We start from the raw sequence: 25,734 nt of genomic DNA, 5'->3' as shown, positions 1-25,734 counted from the left end.
TACCTACTTAGGAGCAATTTCAAATGAAATTAATCCTAATTTTCCTGATTGTAAATCATTAATAAAAAAATTCATGGCACGATGCGTATTATCACCAACATTAGCAACTTTTAAATGATACTTTTGGGCTAGTAAAGTAAAATATTGTAATAAAGTTGTTTCATTAATATCATTAACTTCAAAACTGATTTCATAATATTTCATTAATCTTTCATAATAGTTGGTTAATAAAAATATTAAAGCAAAATTAGCCATTTGTTCTAAAAACAAATGTTTAACAGGAATCGCTTTAATTAAAACTAAAATCATGGTCACACGATTGTCATCCATTTTCGGTGGTAAAATGCCTGGACTATCTAATAAATCAATCATGGGATTTAATTTTACTCATTGTTGACCACGTGTGACACCAGGGGTATTAGCAGTTTGCGTTACTTTTCGCTGTAATAAATTATTAATAAATGTTGATTTACCAGTATTTGGTAATCCCATAATTAAAACTTTAATCTTCGGATTAACAATACCTTTGGTACGTTGTTTTGCTACTTGTTCTTCCATCAAACTAGTAATAAGCGCTAGTAGTTGCGGTTTCATTTTGCTCGTTAAACTACGTGCTAAAAGCACAGCACAACCACGGTTTTCAAAATAAGTAACTCAATCTTTTGTAATATTACTATCAGCTAAGTCAACTTTATTCAGAACAACAATCCGAACTTTTTTTTCTAACAATCGGTCTAGTAAAGTACTTCGCGTTGCTAAAGGGGCACGGGCATCTAAGATTTCAATGGCCACATCGATGATCGGTAATTTAGTTTCAATGGCTTTAATAGCTTTCATCATGTGACCAGGGAATCAATGGATTTGATTATGGGTATTATCATTTGACATTTTATAGCGTCTCCTTGGCGGTAGTATGGATATGAGCAAACATTAATGTTGCTTGAATTAATGTTTGATAGTGAATATGGGTAGTTTTGGTATGTTACACTTGGTCTAATAATAACAGTTGACTAAGGGGTTGGGTTTCATATTTAATTTTAGTTTCATAAATATGTTTTCTCATTTCATGAATAATAAAATCATCACTTGTACTATGGATTACTAATAATGGTAAATGCCTAATAGAATCTAAATTAGCAATCGGCTGACACTTAGCAGGTCAAAATCCATAGCATAATTTAGCAAATATTAGCATTCCATAAATTCCCATAATCGCAAAACAATGATATTTGCGTTTGACCATTCATTGGTATTGTTGGGTTAAAGTAGTAAATATACCATCAACAATCATAAAATTAATGTTAGTAGGTTGGTAATGTTTAGCATATTCAATAATCGTAGCTGCCCCCATACTATGACCCATTAAACCTAAAGTTGTTGGTTGATAGTCATTAGTAATATAATTAACAATCGCATGTAAATCATGTTTTTCATTAATACCAATTGTTGTAACACTAACAGTACTATTACCATGACTTCGTGCATCATATGTACAAACATTATAACCATTCGCGCGTCAATATCAAGCAATGTTTAAAACTTGATAACAATTTTCAGTTCACCCGTGGGCAATAATCATTCATTTTGTTGATGGGGTTGTTGAGCTTAACAATAAACCATGTAATTTGATGCTACCATTATTAATGGTAAAGGTTTTGATTAGAGCATCATGAAACTGTTGATTAGTAATATTTAAATGGTGAAATGATTTAACATTATCTTCACGATATTTTTGTAATTGCTGATTGTGAGTTTCATTATTGCATTGATAACGATAATGTTTAGTTTTGATTTGTGTTCAAATGGAAAAATGAATTCCAATTACAATATTACTAATGATAATAACTGCTAAACTAAGTGGTAATAAAATAATTATGATGATATTGACTCATCATGGTGTACTAATTAGTGACATTATTGAAATTATTCCTTTACTATAAAAACCACCATCAGGTTAATAATGGTGGTAGTAATATTATTTAAGCTATTGCTTGTTGTTTAACAGGTCTTGCTGTTTTTATTTCTTTAATTCTAGCTGCTTTACCGCTTAATTTACGTAAGTAGAAAATACGAGCTCTTCTAACTTTACCTTTACGGACAATAGCAATTTTAGTAATTAATGGTGAGTGTAAAGCAAAAGTTTTTTCTACGCCTTTACCATTGACAATTTTACGAACGATAACGTTTTTCGTAATTCCTGAACCTTTACGGACAATTACTACTCCTTCAAACATTTGGATACGTTCTTTTTTGTCTTCTTTAATTTTGCAGTAAACTTGGATTGTGTCTCCTGCTTTAAAATTAGGAAGATCATGATTTAATTGGTCTTTGCTAACTAATTCGATAATTGCATTTTGCATGGGTTATTGCTCCTTTCGTCGTGATTTTTTAATTGATAATTTATATTCTTCAATAATTTGTTTATCTTTAACAGATAATGGGTATTTTTTTAATAAATCTTTACGTTTTTTGTAAGTGTTAAGTAAAGCTTGTTGGTGACGGTATTGTGCTATCTTTTCATGATGACCACTAGTTAGAATTGCTGGTACTTTCATACCAAGCACTACTTCAGGGCGGGTATATGTGGGATAATCCAATAACGAATTGTTAAACGAATCATTAAGATGAGAATCGGTAACAATAACACCAGGAATAAGTCGTGTTATGGAATCTATTATTACCATTGCTGGCAATTCACCACCCGTTAGGACATAGTCACCAATTGAGACTTCAGCATCAATATAGGGCATAATGCGCTCATCAATGCCTTCATAATGACCACAAACTAAGATATAATTAATATCTTTTTGACTATATGAGTAGGCTAATTGATGATTTCATTGTTGACCTTGGGGACTTAGTAAGATGACTTGGGCTGTCGGATGAGCAGTTTTAATACTATTAATAGTTTTAATAACTGGTAAGGCTTGTAATACCATACCAGATCCACCACCATAGGGTGCATCATCAATTTGTTGATGATTATTATCAGCAAAAGTTCTAATGTCGACAATATCAATATTGATTTGCTTTTTACTAATAGCACGTTTGACAATTGATGTTTGCATAAAATCGTTAAAAGCATTGGGAAATAAAGTTACAATGGTAAATTGATTTTTAGTCATGTTGGATTAAACCTTCAATCATATTAAAATAAACTTTTTTTGCTGTCTTATCAACTTTACTAATAAAGGTTTTATTGTTAGGAATGAAAAAGGTATTACCATCAATCATTTCAATTTCTCATAATCCTTGATGATTATTATCAACGAAGTCAATGACTTGTCCTAATGATATATTATTACTAGCATCAAATGCTTGGTAATTCATAATATCATCATAAGTTCAAGGTAAAGAATCAAGATTAATTTCATCAGTATCAATTACTATGTCTTTGGTTTTCATCATTTCTACTAATTCAATTTTGTCATGCTTGGCAAATGTTAACAGTAAAAATTGTTTATGTTGTCGGACATTGGTAATAGTTAAGACTTGATATTCATTATTGGTATGTAAGTAAATTGTTGATTTTGGTTGTCATGGAAAGTTATTGCCATAATAATTACATAAAACTCTTACTTCACCTTTTAAGCCATGGGTATTAACTATAGTTCCTAATTTTAAATATTTCATAAATATAACTCACTAATTACTAAACTAATAGTATTATTTTCTAGATGAGCCTTACTTTCAATAATTGTTGTAAGTGCATTTTTGGTAGTATTTTTTTTACCAATTAAGATTGGTAAAAATGATTTTGGTGCCATAATCATTAATTCATAATGTTGTTTTTCTGATAATTCACGAATTTCAATTTCACTAATTTTTTCAAACAATATTGGTTCTATTAATTGTGTTAAAAGCGTTATATACATATTTTAATCATTTCGAACTCTGAGATTTATTAAGCAGCAGGTGCTTCTTTTACTGTTTTCAATGTTTTGTTTTTAACTACTGACGTTTTAGGTGTTGTTTTTTTAACTGTAGTAGCCTTTTTAGTTTGTTTTAATTTATGAAACTTAGTCATGATACCTAGTGTTGATAAAAGACTACGAACAGTATCAGTTGGTTGAGCACCAGTTGATAAGAAGTAGATTGCTTTTTCTTCGTTGATTGTTGCTTTTGCATCTGTCTTACTTGGATTGTAAGTACCTAAGATATCAATATAACGACCATTAAGTTTAGATCTTGCGTCGATAGCAACAATTCTATAACTTGGTTGTGCTGATTTTCCTGTTGGTATTAATCGTAATTTAACCATTAAATTACCTCCTTCTACAAAGTTTGTGGTAAGTAAACCTTCATAATAATAACATAAATATTGACTATGTCAAGTTTTTTTACTTGACAGATAGAGTATTTTTTTGGTGTGTATCGTTAACTTATGATAATGTCTTACTAGTTATCTTTTGATTATGTCTCAACCTAAGGTTAAAATAATACCTTAGGAGGTATCATAAAACAATATGAAATTCTTGATAAAGTTATTAGACAAAGAATTAAAGTTGCAAAGATAACAAGAACAAAACCAAATAAAGTTTAAACGTTGTTACTAGCAACATTTTTTTATTAATGAGGCATAAGTTAGTTACGTTTACTAGCAATTTTCTATTTAAAAACTAGCCATGAATAAAATCTAAATATCATATTACATTAATCTAATAATAATTTCAAAAAACCATACTTTCAAATATTATGTGTTAGAATAAATGTAACAAGATTTATTTTTATCATATCTTGTTCGCAAAATATTTACATTTTATAACAAAAGTAGTTATATATTATAAAGTGTTAGTTATTTTAATAATTGACATTAAAATTTAATTAATCAATAAAAATTAACTTAAATTCACTCTATATAATAGCATGATGGAAAAACTAGTCCATCACTACTTTTTTGCTAAAATTAAAGCAAAATATTGAACTAACTTTTAATCTTAAGAGTTAGTATTTAAAAACTAAGAAAAATAATTAGACAAGTTTATAAAAGTTACTATTACCACAACTATTTCTTTAAAATATTGGTTGCTTATATTATTCAAAAAGAAAGTGTAAGCAAAATAAAATAGTTATTGATGATAATCTAAGCTACTAAATGAACATTATAATTACTTTAAAAAATAAAAATCATTTAACCTGTTGTTAAAAATTATTTTTAACAACTAACATAATGAATTTTTAATTTTACTCTTAAAAAAATTTATTTAAAAAACGATTTTATATTATAAATACAAAAAGTCATTTATAATATAATAAGAAAAATATTTTATTTGTTTAACCTTAGTACACTTTAAATTTTTATTTTATAAGATTAACTACTACTGACTATGCAATGAAAAAACCAAAAATAAATATTTAGAAAGATAGGTGCCAAAATAATGTTAATTAACAAAACTGCTGATGAGTGCATTATTGAAACCGGTGGTGCTCTATTCCGATGTTTCGTTGACAAAAATTTAACTGTTGAACAAAAAAAAATGTGTATCAATTGAATCATTTTATTTTTAAATTATCAAGATTCTGTAATACATCAAGATGAAAATAAAATAATTAATTTACAAAAAGAATTAGAAAAAACTTTTACCACTCCTTACTACAAAAAAGCATTACAAGAATTTAATAATGCTAATATTATTTACAACGAAAAAACTACACTTGCTGATTTTAATAACATTTGTTTAACAACCTCTTCTCAAGAAGTTATTAATACAATTACTCAATTTAATGAAACTTTTATTAAAAGTTTCATTAAACATAAATCATCATTAAACTATATTGATTTAAATACTATTTCAGAAAACTTCTTACTTTTATTCTTTGTTGTTCATTATCACCTTGGCTATAAATTTAAACAAGAATTACTTCCCATTGTCAGAACATTTACCGACGTTATTAAAACTCCAATTTATATTGAGCGTAATGATAGCCATGTGAAAATGTTATTAATTAAGAAAATTTTAAATGATAACGAATCATTCTTTGATGATATTGAACCAATTCATCTTCGTAATTTTATTTATAGTTTAGATGATATTTTCTCTGATGCGCTTAATATTAGTAATAAGATTGAAAGATTAATCTTTAATAAACCTCATCGTATTAAATATTCAATGAATATGCTTTTAAAAAAACATGGTGTTAAATTAAAAGATGCATTATGAAAAAATGCTGAAGAAACTAATCCAATTAATGGCAATATGATTATGCATTTATTTGCTTATGAAACCTATTATGTTCAAAGAAATCATCATTATGAAATCTATGAACAATTGGTTTTAAATACCGTTTTAATTGACCCATTATACCAACAAATATTTGCTGATTACAAAAAAAGTAACAGAATTAATAAAGCTATTTAGGCTTACTCTAAATAGCTTTTTACATATTAAAATGGTATTAGTTTCTTTTTCTTATTTGTTTGACATTCTCATGCTTAACGATTAAAATTATTATTATTTCAAACTTAATCCTAACTCGACTAGCTGGTCACTATCAACCAAACTAGGACTATTCATTAATAAACAAATACCGCGATTATTCTTAGGAAAGACAATTGTATCACGAATTGATTGACTATTAGTTAAAAGCATTACCAATCTATCAATTCCAAAGGCAATTCCTCCATGTGGTGGTGTTCCATAATTAAAAGCTGATAAGAAAAAACCAAACTTACTATCAATTTGTTCTTTGGTTAATTTTAATAAAACAAAAATTTGTTTTTGCAATTCATAATCATGAATTCTGATGCTGCCACCAGCAATCTCAAAACCATTTAATACTAAATCATAAGCATCAGCTTTTAATTGTGATAAGTCATTGTCTTTAATATTCTTTAAATCATTGGGATTTTGTGGACTAGTAAACGGATGATGACAAGCATGTCATTGTCCATTTTCTTCTTCAAACATTGGTCAATCAACAACTCAGACAAACTCATAATTATTAATATTAGTTAAAAAGTCTTGGTGATGTTTTTGTTTTAATTCATCATTAATATAATGTGTTCTAATGGCACCCATAATTTTATTGGCGATGCCTGTTGGTTCATAGACAAAAATTAATGTATTAAAATCATTACTTTTAATCTTACTTAATGTTTCTAAATCTTCATTGTTAAAAACAATATTACTATTATTGTGAAATACTTTTTGTTTTGTTAAATCATAAATTATTAAAGTTTTCCCACCATGTTGAATGCTGATTTCCGTTAATTTTTTAATTGTTACTTCATTAAATTTATCTTTTACTAAAAACCCTTTAAATTTTTTTTGGTTAATACTATTTGTTAAGTTTAAATTTAATAGTTGACACGTGCAACGTAAATCTGGTTTATCACTTCCATATTTATCCATAACTTGGTTATAGCTAATTTTAATAAAATTATTAGGAATGTCTCCTAATTTTAAAGTTGTAAAAAGATTAGTTATCATTTTTTCTATCGTTAGCATTACTTCTTTATTTGTAATAAATGCCATTTCAATATCTAACTGTTGAAATTCAGGTTGGCGATCAGCACGAAAATCTTCATCACGAAAACATTTAGCAACTTGAAAATATTTATCAAATCCAGCAATCATTAACAATTGCTTATAAATTTGTGGTGATTGGGGCAAAGCATAAAAATGCTGTTTTTGAATTCGTGAAGGTACTAAAAAGTCACGAGCACCTTCCGGTGTAGATTTAGTTAAACATGGTGTATCAATTTCTAAGAAATCATCATTGTTTAAAAAAGTACGTAAACAATTAATAATTTGGTGTTTAAATTTTATCTTAGCATTCATTAGTGGACGTCGTAAATCTAAATAACGATATTGTAAACGTAATTCTTCACGTGCCATAATTTTGTCATTTTTAATATCGAATGGTAAATCTTTAGCCATACTTAAGTTAACAACTTCAGTTGCTACTACTTCAATCATATCATTAGGTGAACTAGCATTTTTATTGTTTCTACTTACTACTGTCCCAATAATTTTTACTACTGATTCTGTTTTTAAAGTTTTAGTAGTTTCATAACAAAGATTATCGTTTTTAACGATGACTTGTGTTAGACCATACATATCACGTAAATCAAGAAAAATTCCAAATTTATTAATACGAATCGATTGTGCTCAACCACTAATGGTAACTATTTTATTAATGTCTTTAATAGATAAATTACCGCAAGTGTGGGTTCTAAAAGTTTTATCCATGACTTTATTGCTCCTTTAATCGGTTTATTATTTGTTGTAATAAGTCATTATTACCTTTGAATTGAATAGGAATCATAACTTTTTTATCATATGAATAGATTGTGGCAGCGGTTTCATCTTTTAAAAATAATAAGTTATATGCTTTTGTCCGGTCAATAATTTGTGATTTATGTTTATCTTGAAAGCGATGATATTCACCATCAACTTGATAATTTTTATTACGTAATTGTTGTAACAATCATGACATCATATTTAAAGCATTATCACTTAAAGCAATAATTTGTAATTGCATAATTGGTTTGCGATTTACTTGTTTATTATTAGATAGCAATAACATCAATCGTTCAATACCTATGGCAAATCCAATAGCTGGAATTGCTAATGGTGATCCTAGTTGTTGTAATAAATTATCATAACGACCACCACCAATTAATGCATTTTGAGTTTCACCAATTCGAGGGTTAGAACTTGTAATTTCAAAAATAATACCAGTATAATAATCTAATCCACGGACTAAATATTCATCAATTTTAAAACTAATATTATGTTTTGTTAAAGTTTCAGTAATTAGGGCAAAATTTACTTGTTCAATTGGTGATAAAATTTCAGTAATTTTAGGAATATCTAATGATAATTTATGACAAGTTTTGCAGTCAAGAACCCGAATTGGATTTGTAAGAGTTCGCATTTGACAGTTTTCACAAAATTGGGATTTTTTACTTATTAAGTGTTCTTTTAAAATAACTTGATATTTATTTTTAGTTTCATCAGAACCAAAATAATTAATGTTTAGACTTAAATTAGAAATTTCTAAATCTTCCATCATATTAATAGCCATCATTATTACTTCAACATCACTTAGGGGGTGATTAGTACCTATAGTTTCAATTCCAAATTGGTTGAATTCACGTTGCCGTCCTTTTTGTGGTCGTTCATAACGAAACATAGAACCATAATAAAAATATTTTAAAGTTTGTTTGGGTTTGTATAGTTTATTTTCAATTACCGCACGTACCAAACCAGCAGTTCCTTCTGGACGTAATGCTAAAGTTCTATCACCTTTATCATTAAATTGATAAATTTCTTTTTGGATAATATCGGTTGTAACACCGACTGCTCGTAAAAATAACTGAGCATCTTCAAAAGTGGGGGTAATGAATTCTTGATAATTATACTTAGCAGCACAAGTTTGTAAAATATTAATAATGTTACGGTATACAATTATGTCTTGTTCATAAAGATCACGTGTACCACGTGGTTTTTGGATTGTCATTGTTTTCCTCTCCCTTTTATTATTTAACTAAATCAATTTTAAAAATAAAAAATTCCTAAAATTATAGGAACGTTTTGTGAACGCGGTGCCATCCTAATTTACTTTTTGTAGAAACAAAAAATACTCTCAATTATCTTAAATCTTTAGTTGTTTGTTAATAATATTAACAAGCAGTTTAATTGTCTTTAGTATTAATAAACCAGTATTTTCACCAACCATACTGTCTCTGAAAGTTTTGTTAATACACTTTTTTAAACGCGTAAAAATATTATACTAAAATATTACATAATTATTCTATTTATTGTAATAATATCAGGAATCTTTTTAATTGATGAAATGATTTGTTGTAATCGTTCAATATTAGAAACTTTAATTAAAATTTTTAATGTTCCTGTACGATTAATTATTAATTTATTATTAGCTTCAATACTTTGAATTTGAGCTTTTAAGTAACCTAAAATATTTAAAATATCAGTCATTAATGCTGGGCGATCTAAGTATTGAATTAGAATACTTGAGTTATAAGTTCTATTATTAGTTACTAGTAAATTTCAAATTGTTTCAATGACACGTTCTTTTCGTTCAGGTAAACTAACATTAGGACAAATAACACGATGTACTTTAATTCCTTGTCCTTTAGTAATATAACCAGCAATTGGTTCATCAGGAATTGGTAAACAACAGTGGGCTAACGATGTTTTAATGTTAGGAGCATTTTCAATTAAAATATCATTATTACTGTTTAAATTCATTTCTGAATATTTTTTAATTTTTAGTTCTTGAAAAGTTAATGAATCAGTATATAAAATATTAGTAACTGCTTGCTCAGTGGTATAAGCACCATTAGCAACATCTAAGCAAAAATCTTCATATGTTTTATATTTTAACGATCTAATTCGTGACATGATAATACTACGTTTGGCAATTTTTCATCGAACATGGTTTTCAATAATATAGTTTTCCATCTTCTCTTTTGCTTTTTTAATTTTTTCTTTATTTTCTAAATCTTTAAGTTTGATTTCTTGATTTAACAATTCTTCTTGTTTATTCAAATATTTTTTGATTTTATGTTGGGCAAAATTAGTTTTAACAATACTTAATCAGTCACGATTAGGGTGGGCAGTTTTTGAAGTTTTGATTTCAACAATATCACCAGATTTTAAAACAGTATTAATTGATGAATAAGTACCATTAATTCGCGCTCCTACTGTTGTATCACCAATTTCAGTATGAACTTTGTAGGCAAAATCTAAAATAGTAGCGCCTAATGGTAATGTTATAACATTACCATTAGGTGTTAAAACATAAATTAAATCGCTAAAAATGTCTTGTTTAATTTCTTTTTCTAAATTACTATATTTTGCATTATCTTCTTCAACGACATTATCATCAACAAACTGATTCATAGCATTTAAGTTTAAAATTTCTTGGAAAATATTTAGTTTTTCATCAATTTCAGCTTGACGTTTTTTGGGGTTTTTTGCTTCACCATCTTTATATCGTCAATGAGAAGCTGCCCCTGCTTCGGCAAAATCTTCCATTTCATCAGTTCGAATTTGTAGTTCATAAATTTCATTATCAAAGACAACTGAAGTATGCAAAGATTGATACATATTATTTTTGGGAGTAGCAATATAGTCTTTAAATCTTCCTGGGACAGGAGTAAAACTTTGATGAATATAACCTAAAATTGCATAACAACTATCAAGCGTATTAGTAATAACTCTAATTGCTAAAATATCATGAATATCATCAAAATCTTTTCCAAAATAATACATTTTACGGTAAATAGAATATAAGTTTTTACTACGACCATAAATTTTAAAAATTAATTTTTTATGCTGTGATAAAGTTTTACTTAATTCTTGAATGATAGCATTGACTAAATTTTCACGTTTTTCACGATCAATATTAATTAAATTATCAATTTTTGTGTATTCTTTAGGATTAAGAACAGCAAATGAACGGTCTTCTAATTCTGATTGTAATTGACGCATTCCTAAACGATGGGCAATAGAAGCATAAACTTCTAGTGTTTCTTTAGCAATGATTTGTTGTTTTTCTTTACTTAAAAAATTAATTGTTCTGATATTATGCAATCTATCTGCCATTTTAATAATAATAACACGAATGTCATGAGCTAAACTTAAATATAATTTACGTAAATAATTAGCTTTAATTTCTTTTCGTTTTTCTTTAGCAAAATGGCTAACTTTTGTTACTGCTAATACTAAATCAGCAACTTCTAGTCCAAAATCAATTGCTAACTCTTCAAATGTCGTTGGTGTATCTTCTAAAATATCATGTAAAAATCCAGCTTCGATTGAAGCAATATCTAAATGTCAAAGAACTAAATTATATGCTGTTGATAATACATGATAAACATAGGGGTCACCGTTTTTACGAAATTGTCCCTTATGTTTTTTAAGTGCATATTCATAAGCAACAGTAATTTTTTCAATTTGTTTTTCATCTTTAATAAATGTTTTAGCTTCCACTAACAGTTGATTAAAGTCTTTACAAGTCAAATTATCCATTAATTTCCTCTTAAAATTTAAGTATTTCTAATAGTGGAACATTATTGAAATGATGTTTATTTTCAAACTCTGATAATGAAATTAAACTAGCAATTCCTACTACTTGGGCTTGCGTTTTTTTAGTTAATTCAATACAAGCGTTAATGGTCCCTGCAGTAGCAATCAGGTCATCAATAACTACTACTCTATCATCTTTAGTAAGTGCATCTTGATGAATCTGTAATATTGTACTACCATATTCTAAATCATACTCTACTTCATAAGTTTTACTAGGTAGTTTTCCTTTTTTTCGTGCCAATACCAATTTGATGCCTAATTTATAGGCAACGCCAGCACCAAAAATAAAACCTCTAGCCTCGGGAGCAACAATAGCAGTTGCTTTTTGTTCACTAATGAACTTGGCAAAAATATCAATTGTGCTTTGAAATGCTGCTGGATTAGTTAATATCGGATTAATATCTTTAAACTGAATGCCCTTAATAGGAAAGTCAGGAATATTTACAATAATATTTTGCAATTGGTCTTTTGTCATTTATTTCACCTATTCATTTATACCTTCAACAACATATTCATCTGGTCCAACAAAATGTTTTTTAATTTTATTCAAACGTTTTTTATAACGAGATACTCTTCATCGTTCGAAATAACTTCACGTTCATGGAGCAATAAAATAAGAAGCAATTAAACTCACTAGTGAGCCTACTAGCATTGATAGTGCCATAATCCAGAAACTAGGAATAATCAGTATTATTACTACTGATGATAATAATATAATTCCATTAATTATTAATGTTCTTGGTAATGATTTTTGCACACTTTCATTAGAAATAGCAATAATCTCTTCTTTTGTTAAAACTTTAGTTTGATTATTATTAAGTTTTATTTCACGAATGTTATCAAAGATAACCATCACGCTCATAACTATTAACATCATAACTCCTAATAATACTCCCACAATTGTTGTTGAAATAGCAATATGAACTAAACTAATTATAGCAAGTGTCATAATTAAACCGAAGATAATAGCTAAAATTAATGGTAGCACATACGTTAATTGGAATCTAATAATAATATAAATCAGGATGATAACAAATGATAAAGAAATAGCAATAATCATATTGATTAATAAGTCAGCACCTGATTTGGATACAACTTGGTCAGGTTTAGACCAACTAACTGATGAGTTACTAGTTCATTTAGAATTAGAAGTAATAGATCCTAAAAATTTAATAAAATCATCTTTTTGTTGGCTATTAATATTTATATTTGTTTCAATATTAACGTTAAATTTATATCTAATTCCACCTGCTAACAATGTATAGTTAATGTTTTTAAAGTATTTATCAAATTGCGTACTTTTTTTAATTTCTGGTCTAATTTCATTAATAGTATCTTCAGCAGTCTTAACAACACTATAATCAATACTTGTTGAAGAACCACTAACAGTAGCTAGACCAATAAAATCAGTTCTGCTATCAAAACCAGAAGCAAAGTTAGCACCAATAACACTATAAGTAACACCAGAAGCAATGACAAGAACAGCAGATCCAGAAAGGATTCATTTACTTGATTTACTAAAAATACTAGAATTAGTTATTTTAAATTTATTAATAAATTTTTTAAATTTTGAATTTATTGGTGCAAAATCTTTATTTTTTGATTTTTTATTAGTATCATTTTTTACCTTATCATCACTAGTAACTTCTTTTTCGCTAATCTTAGCATTTAAGACAATATTATTTTTTCGATAAATATTTGTTCCTAGGATTTTTGATTTATCTTCTAATCAATTTTTACTTATCATTCCTCATAAAAGTAATCGTAATAATAATATACCAAAGACAATAACTCCAAAAGTGGCAATTGAAGTCATAATAACAAAACCTTTAATGGCTCTTGTTCCAAATCAGAAAATAACTAAACTAACAATTAGAATAATAATACTATTATCTAATGATGATGATAATGTTTTTTTATTTACCGCTTTAAAGGCAGTAGTTAGAGTTTTACCTTCACCATGTTCTTTTTTAAAACGTTCTAATAAATTAATAACAGAATCAACTAATAATGCAAATCCAACAATTAAAGCCAATAAACTTTCAGGAGCAAAAATACCACTAATAAAAGTAAAACTGACAATAGTGAATAATAAAAATGAAGCAAGCGTTATTAAAACTATAATCCCTAATAAACGATAATAGAAAATTATTAACACCATTAAAGTAATAATAGTTACTAATAAAACTATTATAATTACTTCTAATGAATCAGCGCCTAAAGAAGGGGCAACTGGTGAATTACCAATTAAAGTAAAACTATTTTCTGATAATCCTGATGATAGAACATTTTGAAACTGTTCAGCACTTTCTAAGTTAAGACCAGTAACTTCATCACCAGCAGCAATCAAGGAATCACTACTTGGTTTAATTGCTCCTACTCAATATGGTGTATAACGATAATCAATAACATCTTGGTTTAAAATATTAGAAATATCATCTAGACGTACTAAATTATAAATATAGGGTAATCATGCATTCATAGGTGATATTTTTTTACTAGCTTCACTAGCTGATGGATCAAAACGATCTTGTGGATCATATGTATTAGTATCAACATTAGTATCAACTGAAAGAATATTAGTACTATCTACGGTATCAGCATATTTTCAAGCAATACCAAAACCGCCATTTTTACTAATATCAAGTAAATGACTATTTTTTTTTGCTAATTGTAAAACACTAGCGCCATTACCAAGTCCGGGTGTATTAGAATCTAATAGAGAAATTAAACCAGTACGTTCTTTAACATCTTTTACTGGGTCAAGTCTATCTATAAATCTAGCAAGTAAATTAATACCTTCAACACTATTACGAACATAGTCTAATAATTGTCCAATATCTGAATAAATATAAAAAGTTGAATCTTTTTGGGCTGTTAAATCGGTTAGAATTTCTTTATCTTTAACAATAAAATGAAGCTCTGGACGATGTGAAGCTTGATTATTTTGAACGATAATCTTACTAAAAACATCGCTTAATTTTAATCTTTTATCGCGAGCTGATCATGTTTTAGCTTTATCATCGTATTTTGTTGCTAATAAATCATTGCCTGCTTTGTCCATAAGATAAAAATAACCACTACGTGCAGCATTATGAACAAATGCTTCAACCGAAACACCAGCATCTTTGCTTAAAGATAATTTATAATTTTTACCGTTACCATTAGTAATGCTTTCAATGTTAACATTACTTGTTCCTAATGGATCAACTCGATTTTTTAATAAATTAACAACATCTTTTTGTGTACCTTTACCATTATATTGAACTTGCGTTTCATAGCCACCAGCAAATTCAATACTTAATTTACTATTATTTTCAATGTAAGTAGTGCTGAAAATAACTGAGATGGTAATTGCTGAAACAAAAATTAGTAAACTGAAAATTCTTAGAAAAAAGGCAAGGTTTTTAGTTTTTCTTGCTTTAGAAGAAGTGTTCATATGTTCCTTCACTCCTAAATTAATTTATTTTTTTGTATAAGATAAAATTTCATTATACATTAATAATCACTATATAATAATACCAATAAAAAGAGCAAAACACAATTGTTTATATATCAATAAAACAAAAATAATTATTTAAATACTTTTTGATTATTGATAATATAGTTTTTACCTATCTTTGTAATTTTACGACCTTGTGTTGTTTTACAAATTAAACCATGCTGAATTAATAATGGTTCATAATGAATTTCAACGTTTTTTACTTCTTCATTTAAAGTGGCCGTATAAAAAATAGGTATAGATTTAATAAAAATATAAATGAGAGATAATACTCTCATTTTTAATTGTTAAATTAAATAAACTCTCGTAGTTAGTTAAATTGTGAGTACTTTATGTAAATACTACTACATGAGTATAAAAGAGTAATTTATTAATTTTTATTGAATTGTTATTGTATGTATTTGTCTATTAATTGAAGTCTCTATATTGAGTTAGTAAAGAATTTTTCAAGATTATGTAATAACCATAAACCCTGTTCTTTAATTATTTTTAAATTATTACACATAAAGGGGGTTATATATTACATACATACCTTATCAATTATATATTAACATAAATTAAATAATTAGTATATATATATTTATTTTTTTTTAGGCTTTATCACCTACAGTGATAAAGAGCCTATTTATAAGATTTTTTTAAAAAAGAAAATAAAAAAACAGCAACTGCTTACTAAAAGTAGCAGTGCTGAATAAAAAGAAAGGTTTTTAAAATGATAATAGAATTTTCACAAGAGCAAATTATTAAAGAAACTGATAATGGTGCAATAATAATTGAATTTGGAGAATATAAAATATCAATTTCTAAATGTTTTATTAAAAAAAATTCTTTTAATATTGATGAAACACGAATATATTGAGTTTTTAAAGATAATATAAAAAAAGAATTAAATGGTGTGCAATTAAAAGAATTATTAAAACAATATATTCAAATTGAAGATTTAAAAGAAAAACCAATAATAAATAATAAAATTATTGAAAAATTAATTACTTTTGAATTTTATAAAAAATATAATGGTTATTATATTGGACAAATAAAAAATGAAGAATGTTTTAAATATAATATTACCTGAGAAAAAGATAGAAAAAGTTTTAAAATAAATAATCCATATAATCATAATGATTTAGTAATAAATTATATAGTAACATCATTAAAAGATTTAGTAACTCATAATAATAAAATATTTTATTTAAAATATTAAGAAAGGAATTAATATAAATGCTTAATTGAAATATTATTACTCATAACTGTGATATTTGTTATAAAAAATCTTCATTTGCTAATAGAACATGTAATAACTGTTTTTATAAATTAATAGGTAAAAATAATGAAATGTAAATTACATAATAAAAAATATATTTGAATTAGTGAAATAGATAATTCTTATTATTGTAATAAATGTATTAATAATATGATTGAAGAAGATATATATTTAACAAGTGATAACTATGATAGTTTATATAACTATTATATTAATGAATTACAATTAGAAAATTTTTAAAGGAGAAAAGATAATGAATCAATTAGAATTACAAAATGCAAGAAAATTAATAGATAAATTTGAAGAATTACAAGAAGAATTTAATAGTAAATATGAAGAATTTGAAATTGAAATTGATAATGATGGTGATTTAAAAATTATGAAAGATTATTTTTCATATGAAAAAATAAATAAATTAGAACAAGTAATTATTCATTATAAAAAAATTATTAAAGGTTAAAGGAGAAAAATAATATGCAATATAATTATTTATTAAAATATAAAGTAAATTATACTAATAAAAGAAAACAAAAAATATTTTCTACAATTGAAAATGCTATTAATTTTCATAAAAATTATAAACATCATATATTAGAAAATGCTTATATTGAACATTATGAAATATTAGTAATGGAATTAGATATTAAAGGAGTTGAATAATAATGCCAGCACATAAGAAAAATCAAGAAGATTTAATTATTAAACAAATTCATATTTGAGTTAATAAAACTGATTATTATAAATTAAAAATAATTTGTGTAGAAAAAGATATTACAATTAATAAATTTGTAAGGAATTTAATTAAAAATGCAATTGAATAATAATTTAATTTTTAAAAAAGATACACATCAATATTTTATTAAAAATAAAGAATTAATTTCAGTTTCTAAAATTATTCAATATTATTTATATGAAGATAAAAATCCTTATGAAAATATACCTTTTGATAGATTAGAAAATGCTAGATTAAGAGGAGAAACTGTTCATAAAGTAGCAGAATTATATTTTAAAAATATAAATATTAATAATATAAAAGATAAATTATTAAATAATATTCAACATTTATTTAATAAAAATTATTTACAATATTGTGAAAATTTATTAAATAATTTACAAGAATTTAAAGTAAATACTAAATATATATGTGAACAAGTATTTACTTATGATATTGTTGCTGGAACACCTGATTTAATTTATGAAGAAAATAATTTATATACAATAATTGATTTTAAAACATTATCAAATATGTATAAAGAAAATAAAGAAAAATCAATATTACAATTAACTGCTTATTATTGAATATTAAAAAATAATGGTTTTAATTTATCAAATATACATTATATTTATTGAATTCAAAAAGATAAAGTAGAAAAAATATTAGTAGAAATAACTAAAGAAAAATTACATGAATGAGAAATGGCAATTGCACTTTGAAAGGAAGATAAACATGGCAAATTTAACTTTACCTAAAAATATAAATAAATCAAAAATACAACAATTTACTAACTATTATGAATTAACAAAATTAAATGATAAAAAATTATCTACTTTAAATCCACAATCAGTGATTAATACTTTAGCAACTATATTTGAATTAGATCTTTCAAATAATCCAATTAAAAAAGAAATTGCTTTAATTCCTTATGGAAATGAATTACAAGTACAAATTCAAGAAGATGGTTTTTTAACTTTATTACAACGTTCAAATTGTGTTATTGATTTTCAACGAGAAATTATTACTGATAAACATATTTTTAATAAAGAAACTCAACGTTGAGAATTAGAACCTAGTAAAATATTTGAAAATAAAATAATAATTGGTTATTATGGTATGATTTTGATTAAAAATTATTTAGATAAACCAATTAGATTTATTAAAGGTATGACTAAACAAGAATGTGAAGAACATAGAAAAAAATATAGTAAAGCAAATGGTAATAGTCCATGAAATACTAGTTTTAATGCTATGGCACTTAAAACAGTTATTAAAGCAATTATTAGAGATATTAATAAAGACCCTAGTATTAAATTAGAAAATCAAAATATTGTTGATAGAGCAATGCAAATTGATCAAGCAATAGTATTAGATAATGAAAATATAATGTATGTTGATAATCCAAATAATGATAATAAAGAAATTAAATTAAAAGAAATTGAAGAATCAAAAGAAGAAATAAATATTAATTATGAACAAATACAAAATAATATTGATAATTTAGATAAGGTAGTATTTAGTAATGAATAATTATTTACTTTCAATAGATCCAAGTATGAAAAATACTGGGTTTACATTATGAGAAAATAAAATACCAATATTAATAACTAGTCTTAATTTTTCTAAAAAAGATTATCATTATTTTACTGATTTTATTAATATGGTTTTTCTACAATGTCAAACTAATAATTTAGGTGTAATTGATGATAAAACAGATTATAGTTTATATTTAGTAATTGAACGTGGTATTTTTAATCCAAAATTTGGTCGTGGTAAAGAAACTTTAGACCATTTACGTGGTTTTATTGCTGGACAATTTAATAAATTATTAACAAAAGATATGTTAATTAGTAGTAGTGAATGAAGAAAATGATATTTAAAAGAATTAAGATATGATGAAGATGATTTATTTAAAGATAAAAAATGAAATAAAGAAAAATCATTATATATAGTTAGAGATTTAATTAGACAACAAAATTGAAATATAACAATATTAAATCATGATGAAGCAGAAAGTTTATTAATTGGTTGATATTATTTGAATAAGGAAGTTAAATAATGCAAAAACCAAAACAAGAAAAAGTATTATTAAAATGTATTGTTAAAGATTGTAATAAAAAAGTATTAATTAAATTACAATCTACAGATTTAGAAAATACTTTTCTTCAATTTTTTAAAATGTGTAAAAAACATCAATTAGATTTTAATAATAAAGTAAAAGAAATAAAAGAATATTATGAAAAGAAAATTAAAAATAAGGAGTAAATAATGACTAAACGTGAATTTTTAATTAAATGAAAAATAGATAAAGGAGTAGATATTAAATTACATTATGTTGGTAAAGCTAATTTAGTTTTAAAACATGAATATGAAGATGAATATGATGAAGAAAAATTTGATTTTGTAAAAAATGATATTGATAATTATATTGAATTATTAAATGATTATAAAAATATTGAATGAGATAATAATTAAATTATCTATATTTAATATAGAAAATATGATATAATTAGTATAAAGATAAGTATTGCTCAATTCTACTTATCTTTTTTGTTTTTATGAGTTATAATTAAATAATAATAAAGTTATTATAGAATTGAGCGCTATATGATTAATAATAGTATAAAAAATAAATTAATAATATATAAATGAAGTATTTATATTGCTAATATTCATTATATTGATAGTAACAAATGAAAACCACGTCCTATTATAGTTTTATATATTATAGGGAATAATGCAATAATAATACCATTGACAACTAAAATCGAAAAAGAACATTGAAGTGATGTTAAATTTTTATTAAATAAAAAAGAAAATCGTGCTAAATTAAATAATATTCAAAGAATACATATAAATAAAATAATAAAGCCTGCACTTGAATATAATGAAAATAGTTATAAATATGCTAGACTTTCAGAAGATTTAAGAAAAGAAATAGAAGAAAAATTTAAAAAATTATTTTTTACTGAAAATAATATAAATTTAATAAATGACAATAATGTTGATAATTACTTAATTGAAAAATATTCTATATAAAAAAACACTTAATTAAAAATAAGTGTTTTTTAATTAAAATATATAGACCATATCTAGATACAAATATGGATATTGCTTTCGCTACGCTAGTTATATAAATATTAGTGATGTTATATATATGAAAGACCATCATTATATAGAGCAACAGTACGTGTATTATGAGGTTCAACATGCTTGTCCACAAAATGAAAAACAAATAATATTTATTCTATGTAATTTTTGAATTAACATAGTATCTAATTAACTAGTATGTTTAAATATTAACATATATAAAAAATATATACCATATCATGCTAAAGATTAAAAAAAAGTTACCAATTAAGGTAACTTTTTAATTAGGTGCCAACCTAATAATATAACAGTGAAATTATATACTTATCTTTCTCTTATAACCCTTGATAAGTATTATAATAAATTATACATTAATATTTAAGATTGTGGGGTTATAACTTTTTAATTTTATTAATCGTGTTAAAAAAGTTATCATAATTTATGGTAATTTTTTTTGTTAATGACGAAAATAAAGGGGTAATATCAAATTTAGGATCTATTTCAAATAATAAATTATTATTTTCTAACTTTATTCTTATTCAATTTTGTTTAATTTTTTTACTTTTAAGAAAAAAATAACCTAAACTTTTATCTGGATTTTTTATTAAATCAAAATTTAATTCATTTATCAATATATTAAATTTTATATGTTTTAATCCTTTTTTGTAAATAATAGAAATTCATTTTTTATTTTTTTTATTAAATTTAATTTTGGTATTATTATCTATTTGATAATAAACTATATTTTTTTTTTAATAAAATATAAAAATTTCTTCATGTATAACTTCCTCCTTTTTTAAAACACTTAGTGTTTATTTTTTATTATAACAAAAAATAAATTTATCTGGGATTTAATACTATTTTAGATATTGTCAATGTATAATTTTCTAATTGTCTTATTATTCACTGTTCTTTATAATCTTCTGGTAGTGGTGCTTGATAATATTCATGAAAAGTAGCATATAAATAAATTGGAAATAATTGCACTTTAAAGTTTAATCTACTATTATCTAAATTTTTAAATCCTAAATATGTAGTCGTATTATCGCTAATACTATATTTATTTAGATTTGGGTTTGGTTCGTTACTAGCAGTTATTGTTGTTATGGAAATATTTTCTAATAAATTATATAATTGATTAGTATTATTAACCTTTTTACTAATAGTTGCTAATCCAAAATATTCTTCATAATTTCCTGCTTGATAAGGATGTATTATATTACTTATTTTAATATCAAATGTTTTATTCTCACTATAATACTGTAATTCTTTTAAACTATATGAAAACATTTCTGTATTATTCTTTAAAATAAATTTTTCTGTTGTATTTAAAAAGTCTGCTTTTTTACTTTTATATTCATTTGTTTTATAATTTCAAGAAATATAAATATCAATACTTTTGTAATATCTTTGTAAGTCTTCAAAATTCTTTATTAATAATGTAGGGTCTAATTTAGATTGAATATCTAAATCAATTTCTAAGGGTTTAATTTTTGGTGCTACATAATCATTTCAATTATAAGGTGAATATTGTAACTTATTATCATTACCTATACTAAATAAACTTTCTAATGGTAAATCCATTTTTATAGTTGGATTACTTGGAATAATAACTATTTGTTTTGCTATATTTTGTGGACTTGGTGGTAAGATATTTGCTGGATAACTAAATGTAGTTTCTTCAGTTTCTTTATATTCATCATGATTTAATTTATATAAAGTAGTTCAATTAAAAGCATTACTAGTTAATGCTCCTTTATTTTTATATCTAAATTGTGCTATTGAAAGTTCATTATAATCACCTTGATAAGTAAATGGATTATCACTATAAAATGTATGTCTTTCTTCACCTTGATGTAATGATTGAGTTACAATTGTATCAATAATGTATGCATAATTAGAACCATCACTAACACCATTACTTGTTGGATTTCATTGCATTTCTGTGTCTAAGTTAGTTAATGGACTTGCTATATCTAAAAATTCAGTATCTTCTGCTAAAATATAAACTTTATTATTTTTCTTTTGTGATAAATCAACTGTACTTATTTGTTCTTTTGTTTTTAATTTATGACCAGTTTTAGGGTCTCATGGATATACTGATATTCTATCAGTTAATTTCATAGTCATAGCAGTTGTAGAAACATTAGCACCTAATAATTTACCAATAGCAAAAGCATTTTCATTAGCAAAAGCATTTAATGGAATTAAACCACCATTACCAATAATATTTTCTAAATTATTTGTAAAAAATGCTGACATGAAACCATTAAAATATAACATTTTTTTATATTGTTGATTATTTTGATTAATAATAAAACCAATTGGAATACCTAAACTTAAAACATTTAATAATTTACCAATTAATGGTATATCACTTAAAGCAAAAGGTAATCATTGTACACTATCATAAGGCATTTGTATTAAACTACTAAATACTACTGAATTAAAATTTAATATAGCACTCATATATTTTTGACTTATTTTTGAATAATCTACAGTTGGTGAACCAATAATTAAATTAGTATCTGGGTCTTTATATTTAAAATTACTAGACATATCTACATTATAATTACCAGAGATATTATTAATATTTCATTCACTATCTCAAAAGAATTTAGCTTCTCCAATTGCTGTACCATTACTATTAGTTGCTTTTGTTTTATCAAATGCTAACATACCTTTAAAATCTTTTGTAACAAATAAATTTGCTTGTAAATTTAAACTAGTTGATAATCATTCTTTTCAATTTTTAAAATTAAGATATCCAGTAGGTTTTACATCCATTAAATTATAAAATGTAGTTTCTGGATGACTATTAGTAGTTATTTTATCATTAATACCTGCTAATAAACCACCATTATTTTTAACTGATGTACTTGAATGGTCATTATTACCAGCAATAAATAATCTTCTTGAAGCAAATACTTTTTGTTCAAATATTTCATTATTATTAATTTGATTAGGTGCTTGACCTTGTATTATAGGTCTACCATAATAATAACAACTAGATAATAATTCTAAACCATAAGATTGTCTATGACTATATCTAACTCCAATATCACGCATTAAAGTACGATTTAACGTTACTAAACTATTTTGAATAGTAGGGAAAGCATAACCACTACCTGGACTTGCATATTGTACATAATCAAGCGTATTTTGACCACTTGCTACTGCTCTATCATTAACTGAACTAAAAGTTAATACCTGCATACTAAATTCACCATTATAAGGACTATAATAATTAGTTACATTTGAAATATATAATAATTGTCTATCTTGATTTTTACCAGTATTACCACCAATATTTTCATTTTTATCATTAAATACACAAAAAAATTGTAAATAATCATCTACTGTAATTTGTTCTTCAAACATAACTAATATATATTGTCTTGTTGTAGAAATTGTTTTAAATAATTGATTATTAGGTAAACCACCAAAATCTACACCACTTGTATCATCAATTAAATAAGCATTTCAATAATCACCAATTTTATATTGTTTAGTATAATATTGGTCTTGTCCAGTAGTTTTATGAGTAGTTGGGTCTGTTATACCTTTATTTTTTTGATAGATTTTAGTACTATTTTTTCAAATACATACAACTGGAGTATTACCAGAAAGTATTAATTCATATTGACCAAAATCACTAATTTTACTATTAATAGGTTTATAACCAGTTTCAGTTAAAGGTATTGCTCCATTATTAATTATAAATGGAAATATTTTTCAATGACTTAAACGTTTAATTATTGCTTGTTGTCTCTTTAGATTTAGATGTGCGTGTTTCATTAATTGAATTCGTTGATGATTGCTCATTTTCACTATCTCCTAATTCTTTATTTAATTTTTTATTTTCTGTAATAATATTTTCAAATTTATTTTCTGCCATAAGTTGGTCAATATTATCATATTCACCAATTGCTTCACTTACTGTCATAGTACCATTATTTAATCTTGAATTAATAATTTGGTCTTGTACTATTTGGTCAGTCATTGCTATAGGTATAAATTTAAATGAATAAGGTCTTTCACCAATACCATTTCATAAATTTTCACTAATAAGAAGTAAATCAAATATACGATAAAAATAAGCACTATAAAATGCTATTTTAATTTCTGTTGTTTCCATATCAAATTTATTATTAAACATACTTTGTGTTTTATTAGTATAAACATCATTACCATGTTCATCATAATCATAACCAGAACCATTAAATATTGCTTTAGCAGTACCATTATAATCTAATCAATATTCACTAAATTTTGGGTCACCTTGTATAATTTGCATACTACCATTACCATTTTTATCATATCCAGCACTACCAACATTAACTATCATATCTTTTTTAGGATTTTCAATAATATTACCATTTTCTTGCATTTCTTTAACTGTTTCATTATCTAATACAGCAAATAAAGTAGTAACATTAAATTCTCTTTCTAATCTTTTTTTCTTAATAACTTGATTTAAATCTCATATTAAATCTCATACTGCTGTACAATCTGGATATGCATTTAAAGTAGTTGTATTACCATATAAATTAATAATTGGTAAATTAGTTATTTCAAAAATAGGAATATAATTAAATGGATTTTTAATTTCATAAGTATTTAATGGTGTTATATTTGGTTTTAATTTAGTTCTTGTAGAACCTAAAATAATATCTTTATTATTATCTTTATATGTTTCATATTTAACTTTTCCATTTTGTATTGTTACTCAAGTTAAAGTAGCACTATCTGCTTGTTCATTAATAAAATAAAATTCTGCTGATTGTTCTTGTTCATTATATTTAGCAACTCTACCACAAAAACTATTAGGTAATATTTTAAGGGATTTACTATTATCTTCATTAACTATAATCATAATAAATACTTTACCCATTAGTGAATTTTGTAAACCAAATTTATAAAATTTTTCTAATCATTTATCTTTTAAATTCATTTCATTAAGATAATCTAATATTTCTTTTTTACTTGAATTAAATAAAAATCCTTTACCTAATCATAATTTAGTTGATTTTTGAGCAATAATCATTGGTATATCAATATATCAATCTTTTTTATCACAACTTAAATATTCCATTGTATTTATCAT

27 protein-coding genes are annotated in these 25,734 nt (G+C 24.6%); 12 read left to right on the top strand and 15 right to left on the bottom strand.

Annotation, left to right across the window (positions count from 1 at the left end; all coding sequences use genetic code 4):
- Nucleotides 1-3: 3 nt before the first annotated feature.
- The 7 genes from ylqF to rpsP form a co-directional block, all read right to left on the bottom strand.
- Complete coding sequence (gene ylqF, locus AAHM98_RS02700) at nucleotides 4-888, bottom strand: ribosome biogenesis GTPase YlqF (RefSeq protein ID WP_342276943.1); 885 nt, start codon at nucleotides 886-888, stop codon at nucleotides 4-6.
- Nucleotides 889-982: 94 nt separating this feature from the next.
- Nucleotides 983-1,915 carry an alpha/beta hydrolase gene (locus AAHM98_RS02695; protein ID WP_342276942.1) on the bottom strand — a complete coding sequence of 311 codons (933 nt, stop codon included), beginning with the start codon at nucleotides 1,913-1,915 and terminating at the stop codon, nucleotides 983-985.
- A 64-nt stretch (nucleotides 1,916-1,979) separates the two neighbouring features.
- Nucleotides 1,980-2,360 carry a 50S ribosomal protein L19 gene (gene rplS / locus AAHM98_RS02690; RefSeq protein ID WP_342276941.1) on the bottom strand — a complete coding sequence of 127 codons (381 nt, stop codon included), beginning with the start codon at nucleotides 2,358-2,360 and terminating at the stop codon, nucleotides 1,980-1,982.
- A 3-nt stretch (nucleotides 2,361-2,363) separates the two neighbouring features.
- On the bottom strand, nucleotides 2,364-3,125 hold the full coding sequence (gene trmD, locus AAHM98_RS02685; protein ID WP_342276940.1) for a tRNA (guanosine(37)-N1)-methyltransferase TrmD: 762 nt from the start codon (nucleotides 3,123-3,125) through the stop codon (nucleotides 2,364-2,366).
- The gene (gene rimM, locus AAHM98_RS02680) at nucleotides 3,118-3,633 is read right to left on the bottom strand and encodes a ribosome maturation factor RimM (RefSeq protein ID WP_342276939.1); all 516 of its coding nucleotides are present in this window, start codon (nucleotides 3,631-3,633) and stop codon (nucleotides 3,118-3,120) included. The genes trmD and rimM overlap by 8 nt, the downstream gene beginning before the upstream one ends.
- Nucleotides 3,621-3,875, bottom strand: coding sequence for a hypothetical protein (locus tag AAHM98_RS02675; RefSeq protein WP_342276938.1), 255 nt, complete (start codon nucleotides 3,873-3,875; stop codon nucleotides 3,621-3,623). Before AAHM98_RS02675 ends, rimM begins: the two co-directional genes overlap by 13 nt.
- A gap of 29 nt (nucleotides 3,876-3,904) precedes the next feature.
- The gene (gene rpsP, locus AAHM98_RS02670) at nucleotides 3,905-4,261 is read right to left on the bottom strand and encodes a 30S ribosomal protein S16 (RefSeq protein ID WP_342276937.1); all 357 of its coding nucleotides are present in this window, start codon (nucleotides 4,259-4,261) and stop codon (nucleotides 3,905-3,907) included.
- Nucleotides 4,262-5,378: 1,117 nt separating this feature from the next.
- Here rpsP and AAHM98_RS02665 point away from each other — a divergent pair.
- Nucleotides 5,379-6,359, top strand: a complete 981-nt coding sequence (locus AAHM98_RS02665) for a hypothetical protein (RefSeq protein WP_342276936.1) — start codon at nucleotides 5,379-5,381, stop codon at nucleotides 6,357-6,359.
- Nucleotides 6,360-6,452: 93 nt separating this feature from the next.
- Here AAHM98_RS02665 and aspS read toward each other — a convergent pair whose 3' ends face one another.
- The 6 genes from aspS to AAHM98_RS02635 all read right to left on the bottom strand — a co-directional run bounded on the left by aspS (nucleotide 6,453) and on the right by AAHM98_RS02635 (nucleotide 15,839).
- Nucleotides 6,453-8,192 (bottom strand): aspartate--tRNA ligase, encoded by a 1,740-nt coding sequence (gene aspS / locus AAHM98_RS02660; protein ID WP_342276935.1) that lies wholly within the window; start codon nucleotides 8,190-8,192, stop codon nucleotides 6,453-6,455.
- 4 nt (nucleotides 8,193-8,196) lie between these two features.
- On the bottom strand, nucleotides 8,197-9,465 hold the full coding sequence (hisS, locus tag AAHM98_RS02655; protein WP_342276934.1) for a histidine--tRNA ligase: 1,269 nt from the start codon (nucleotides 9,463-9,465) through the stop codon (nucleotides 8,197-8,199).
- Nucleotides 9,466-9,746: 281 nt separating this feature from the next.
- On the bottom strand, nucleotides 9,747-12,002 hold the full coding sequence (locus AAHM98_RS02650) for a RelA/SpoT family protein (protein WP_342276933.1): 2,256 nt from the start codon (nucleotides 12,000-12,002) through the stop codon (nucleotides 9,747-9,749).
- 10 nt (nucleotides 12,003-12,012) lie between these two features.
- Complete coding sequence (locus AAHM98_RS02645; protein ID WP_342276932.1) at nucleotides 12,013-12,534, bottom strand: adenine phosphoribosyltransferase; 522 nt, start codon at nucleotides 12,532-12,534, stop codon at nucleotides 12,013-12,015.
- Between the two features lie 9 nt (nucleotides 12,535-12,543).
- The gene (gene secDF, locus AAHM98_RS02640) at nucleotides 12,544-15,498 is read right to left on the bottom strand and encodes a protein translocase subunit SecDF (protein WP_342276931.1); all 2,955 of its coding nucleotides are present in this window, start codon (nucleotides 15,496-15,498) and stop codon (nucleotides 12,544-12,546) included.
- Nucleotides 15,499-15,632: 134 nt separating this feature from the next.
- The gene (locus AAHM98_RS02635) at nucleotides 15,633-15,839 is read right to left on the bottom strand and encodes a Holliday junction DNA helicase RuvB C-terminal domain-containing protein (protein ID WP_342276930.1); all 207 of its coding nucleotides are present in this window, start codon (nucleotides 15,837-15,839) and stop codon (nucleotides 15,633-15,635) included.
- A gap of 434 nt (nucleotides 15,840-16,273) precedes the next feature.
- Between AAHM98_RS02635 and AAHM98_RS02630 the strand changes: the two genes are divergently transcribed.
- From AAHM98_RS02630 to AAHM98_RS02580, 11 genes are all read left to right on the top strand, one after another.
- Nucleotides 16,274-16,762 carry a hypothetical protein gene (locus AAHM98_RS02630; protein WP_342275762.1) on the top strand — a complete coding sequence of 163 codons (489 nt, stop codon included), beginning with the start codon at nucleotides 16,274-16,276 and terminating at the stop codon, nucleotides 16,760-16,762.
- A 126-nt stretch (nucleotides 16,763-16,888) separates the two neighbouring features.
- Complete coding sequence (locus AAHM98_RS02625) at nucleotides 16,889-17,062, top strand: hypothetical protein (protein ID WP_342275760.1); 174 nt, start codon at nucleotides 16,889-16,891, stop codon at nucleotides 17,060-17,062.
- Nucleotides 17,063-17,075: 13 nt separating this feature from the next.
- Nucleotides 17,076-17,282, top strand: coding sequence for a hypothetical protein (locus AAHM98_RS02620; protein WP_342276929.1), 207 nt, complete (start codon nucleotides 17,076-17,078; stop codon nucleotides 17,280-17,282).
- A gap of 14 nt (nucleotides 17,283-17,296) precedes the next feature.
- Nucleotides 17,297-17,482 carry a hypothetical protein gene (locus tag AAHM98_RS02615; protein ID WP_342275906.1) on the top strand — a complete coding sequence of 62 codons (186 nt, stop codon included), beginning with the start codon at nucleotides 17,297-17,299 and terminating at the stop codon, nucleotides 17,480-17,482.
- A 2-nt stretch (nucleotides 17,483-17,484) separates the two neighbouring features.
- On the top strand, nucleotides 17,485-17,643 hold the full coding sequence (locus AAHM98_RS02610) for a hypothetical protein (protein ID WP_342275895.1): 159 nt from the start codon (nucleotides 17,485-17,487) through the stop codon (nucleotides 17,641-17,643).
- Nucleotides 17,630-18,292: a PD-(D/E)XK nuclease family protein gene (locus AAHM98_RS02605; RefSeq protein WP_342276928.1), complete on the top strand. Its 663-nt coding sequence runs from the start codon at nucleotides 17,630-17,632 to the stop codon at nucleotides 18,290-18,292. Before AAHM98_RS02610 ends, AAHM98_RS02605 begins: the two co-directional genes overlap by 14 nt.
- Nucleotides 18,270-19,067: a recombinase RecT gene (locus tag AAHM98_RS02600; protein ID WP_342276927.1), complete on the top strand. Its 798-nt coding sequence runs from the start codon at nucleotides 18,270-18,272 to the stop codon at nucleotides 19,065-19,067. Before AAHM98_RS02605 ends, AAHM98_RS02600 begins: the two co-directional genes overlap by 23 nt.
- A complete protein-coding gene (locus AAHM98_RS02595) occupies nucleotides 19,060-19,596 on the top strand; it encodes a hypothetical protein (protein ID WP_342276926.1) in 537 nt (178 codons plus the stop codon). The genes AAHM98_RS02600 and AAHM98_RS02595 overlap by 8 nt, the downstream gene beginning before the upstream one ends.
- Nucleotides 19,596-19,802: a hypothetical protein gene (locus AAHM98_RS02590; RefSeq protein ID WP_342276925.1), complete on the top strand. Its 207-nt coding sequence runs from the start codon at nucleotides 19,596-19,598 to the stop codon at nucleotides 19,800-19,802. The genes AAHM98_RS02595 and AAHM98_RS02590 overlap by 1 nt, the downstream gene beginning before the upstream one ends.
- Before the next feature lie 3 nt (nucleotides 19,803-19,805).
- Nucleotides 19,806-20,012 carry a hypothetical protein gene (locus AAHM98_RS02585; protein WP_342276924.1) on the top strand — a complete coding sequence of 69 codons (207 nt, stop codon included), beginning with the start codon at nucleotides 19,806-19,808 and terminating at the stop codon, nucleotides 20,010-20,012.
- Nucleotides 20,013-20,144: 132 nt separating this feature from the next.
- Complete coding sequence (locus tag AAHM98_RS02580) at nucleotides 20,145-20,576, top strand: hypothetical protein (RefSeq protein ID WP_342276923.1); 432 nt, start codon at nucleotides 20,145-20,147, stop codon at nucleotides 20,574-20,576.
- 891 nt (nucleotides 20,577-21,467) lie between these two features.
- On the opposite strand, the gene AAHM98_RS02575 is transcribed toward AAHM98_RS02580, so the two are convergent.
- Both AAHM98_RS02575 and AAHM98_RS02570 read right to left on the bottom strand, forming a co-directional pair.
- The gene (locus tag AAHM98_RS02575; RefSeq protein WP_342276922.1) at nucleotides 21,468-24,425 is read right to left on the bottom strand and encodes a hypothetical protein; all 2,958 of its coding nucleotides are present in this window, start codon (nucleotides 24,423-24,425) and stop codon (nucleotides 21,468-21,470) included.
- Complete coding sequence (locus AAHM98_RS02570) at nucleotides 24,379-25,734, bottom strand: hypothetical protein (RefSeq protein WP_342275751.1); 1,356 nt, start codon at nucleotides 25,732-25,734, stop codon at nucleotides 24,379-24,381. Before AAHM98_RS02570 ends, AAHM98_RS02575 begins: the two co-directional genes overlap by 47 nt.

It is taken from the genome of Spiroplasma endosymbiont of Nebria brevicollis (assembly GCF_964030895.1).
GTDB lineage: Bacteria > Bacillota_I > Bacilli_A > Mycoplasmatales > VBWQ01 > Spiroplasma_E.
Note: the sequence above shows the minus strand (reverse complement) of the source record. Positions and strands in the feature narration are given on the sequence as shown.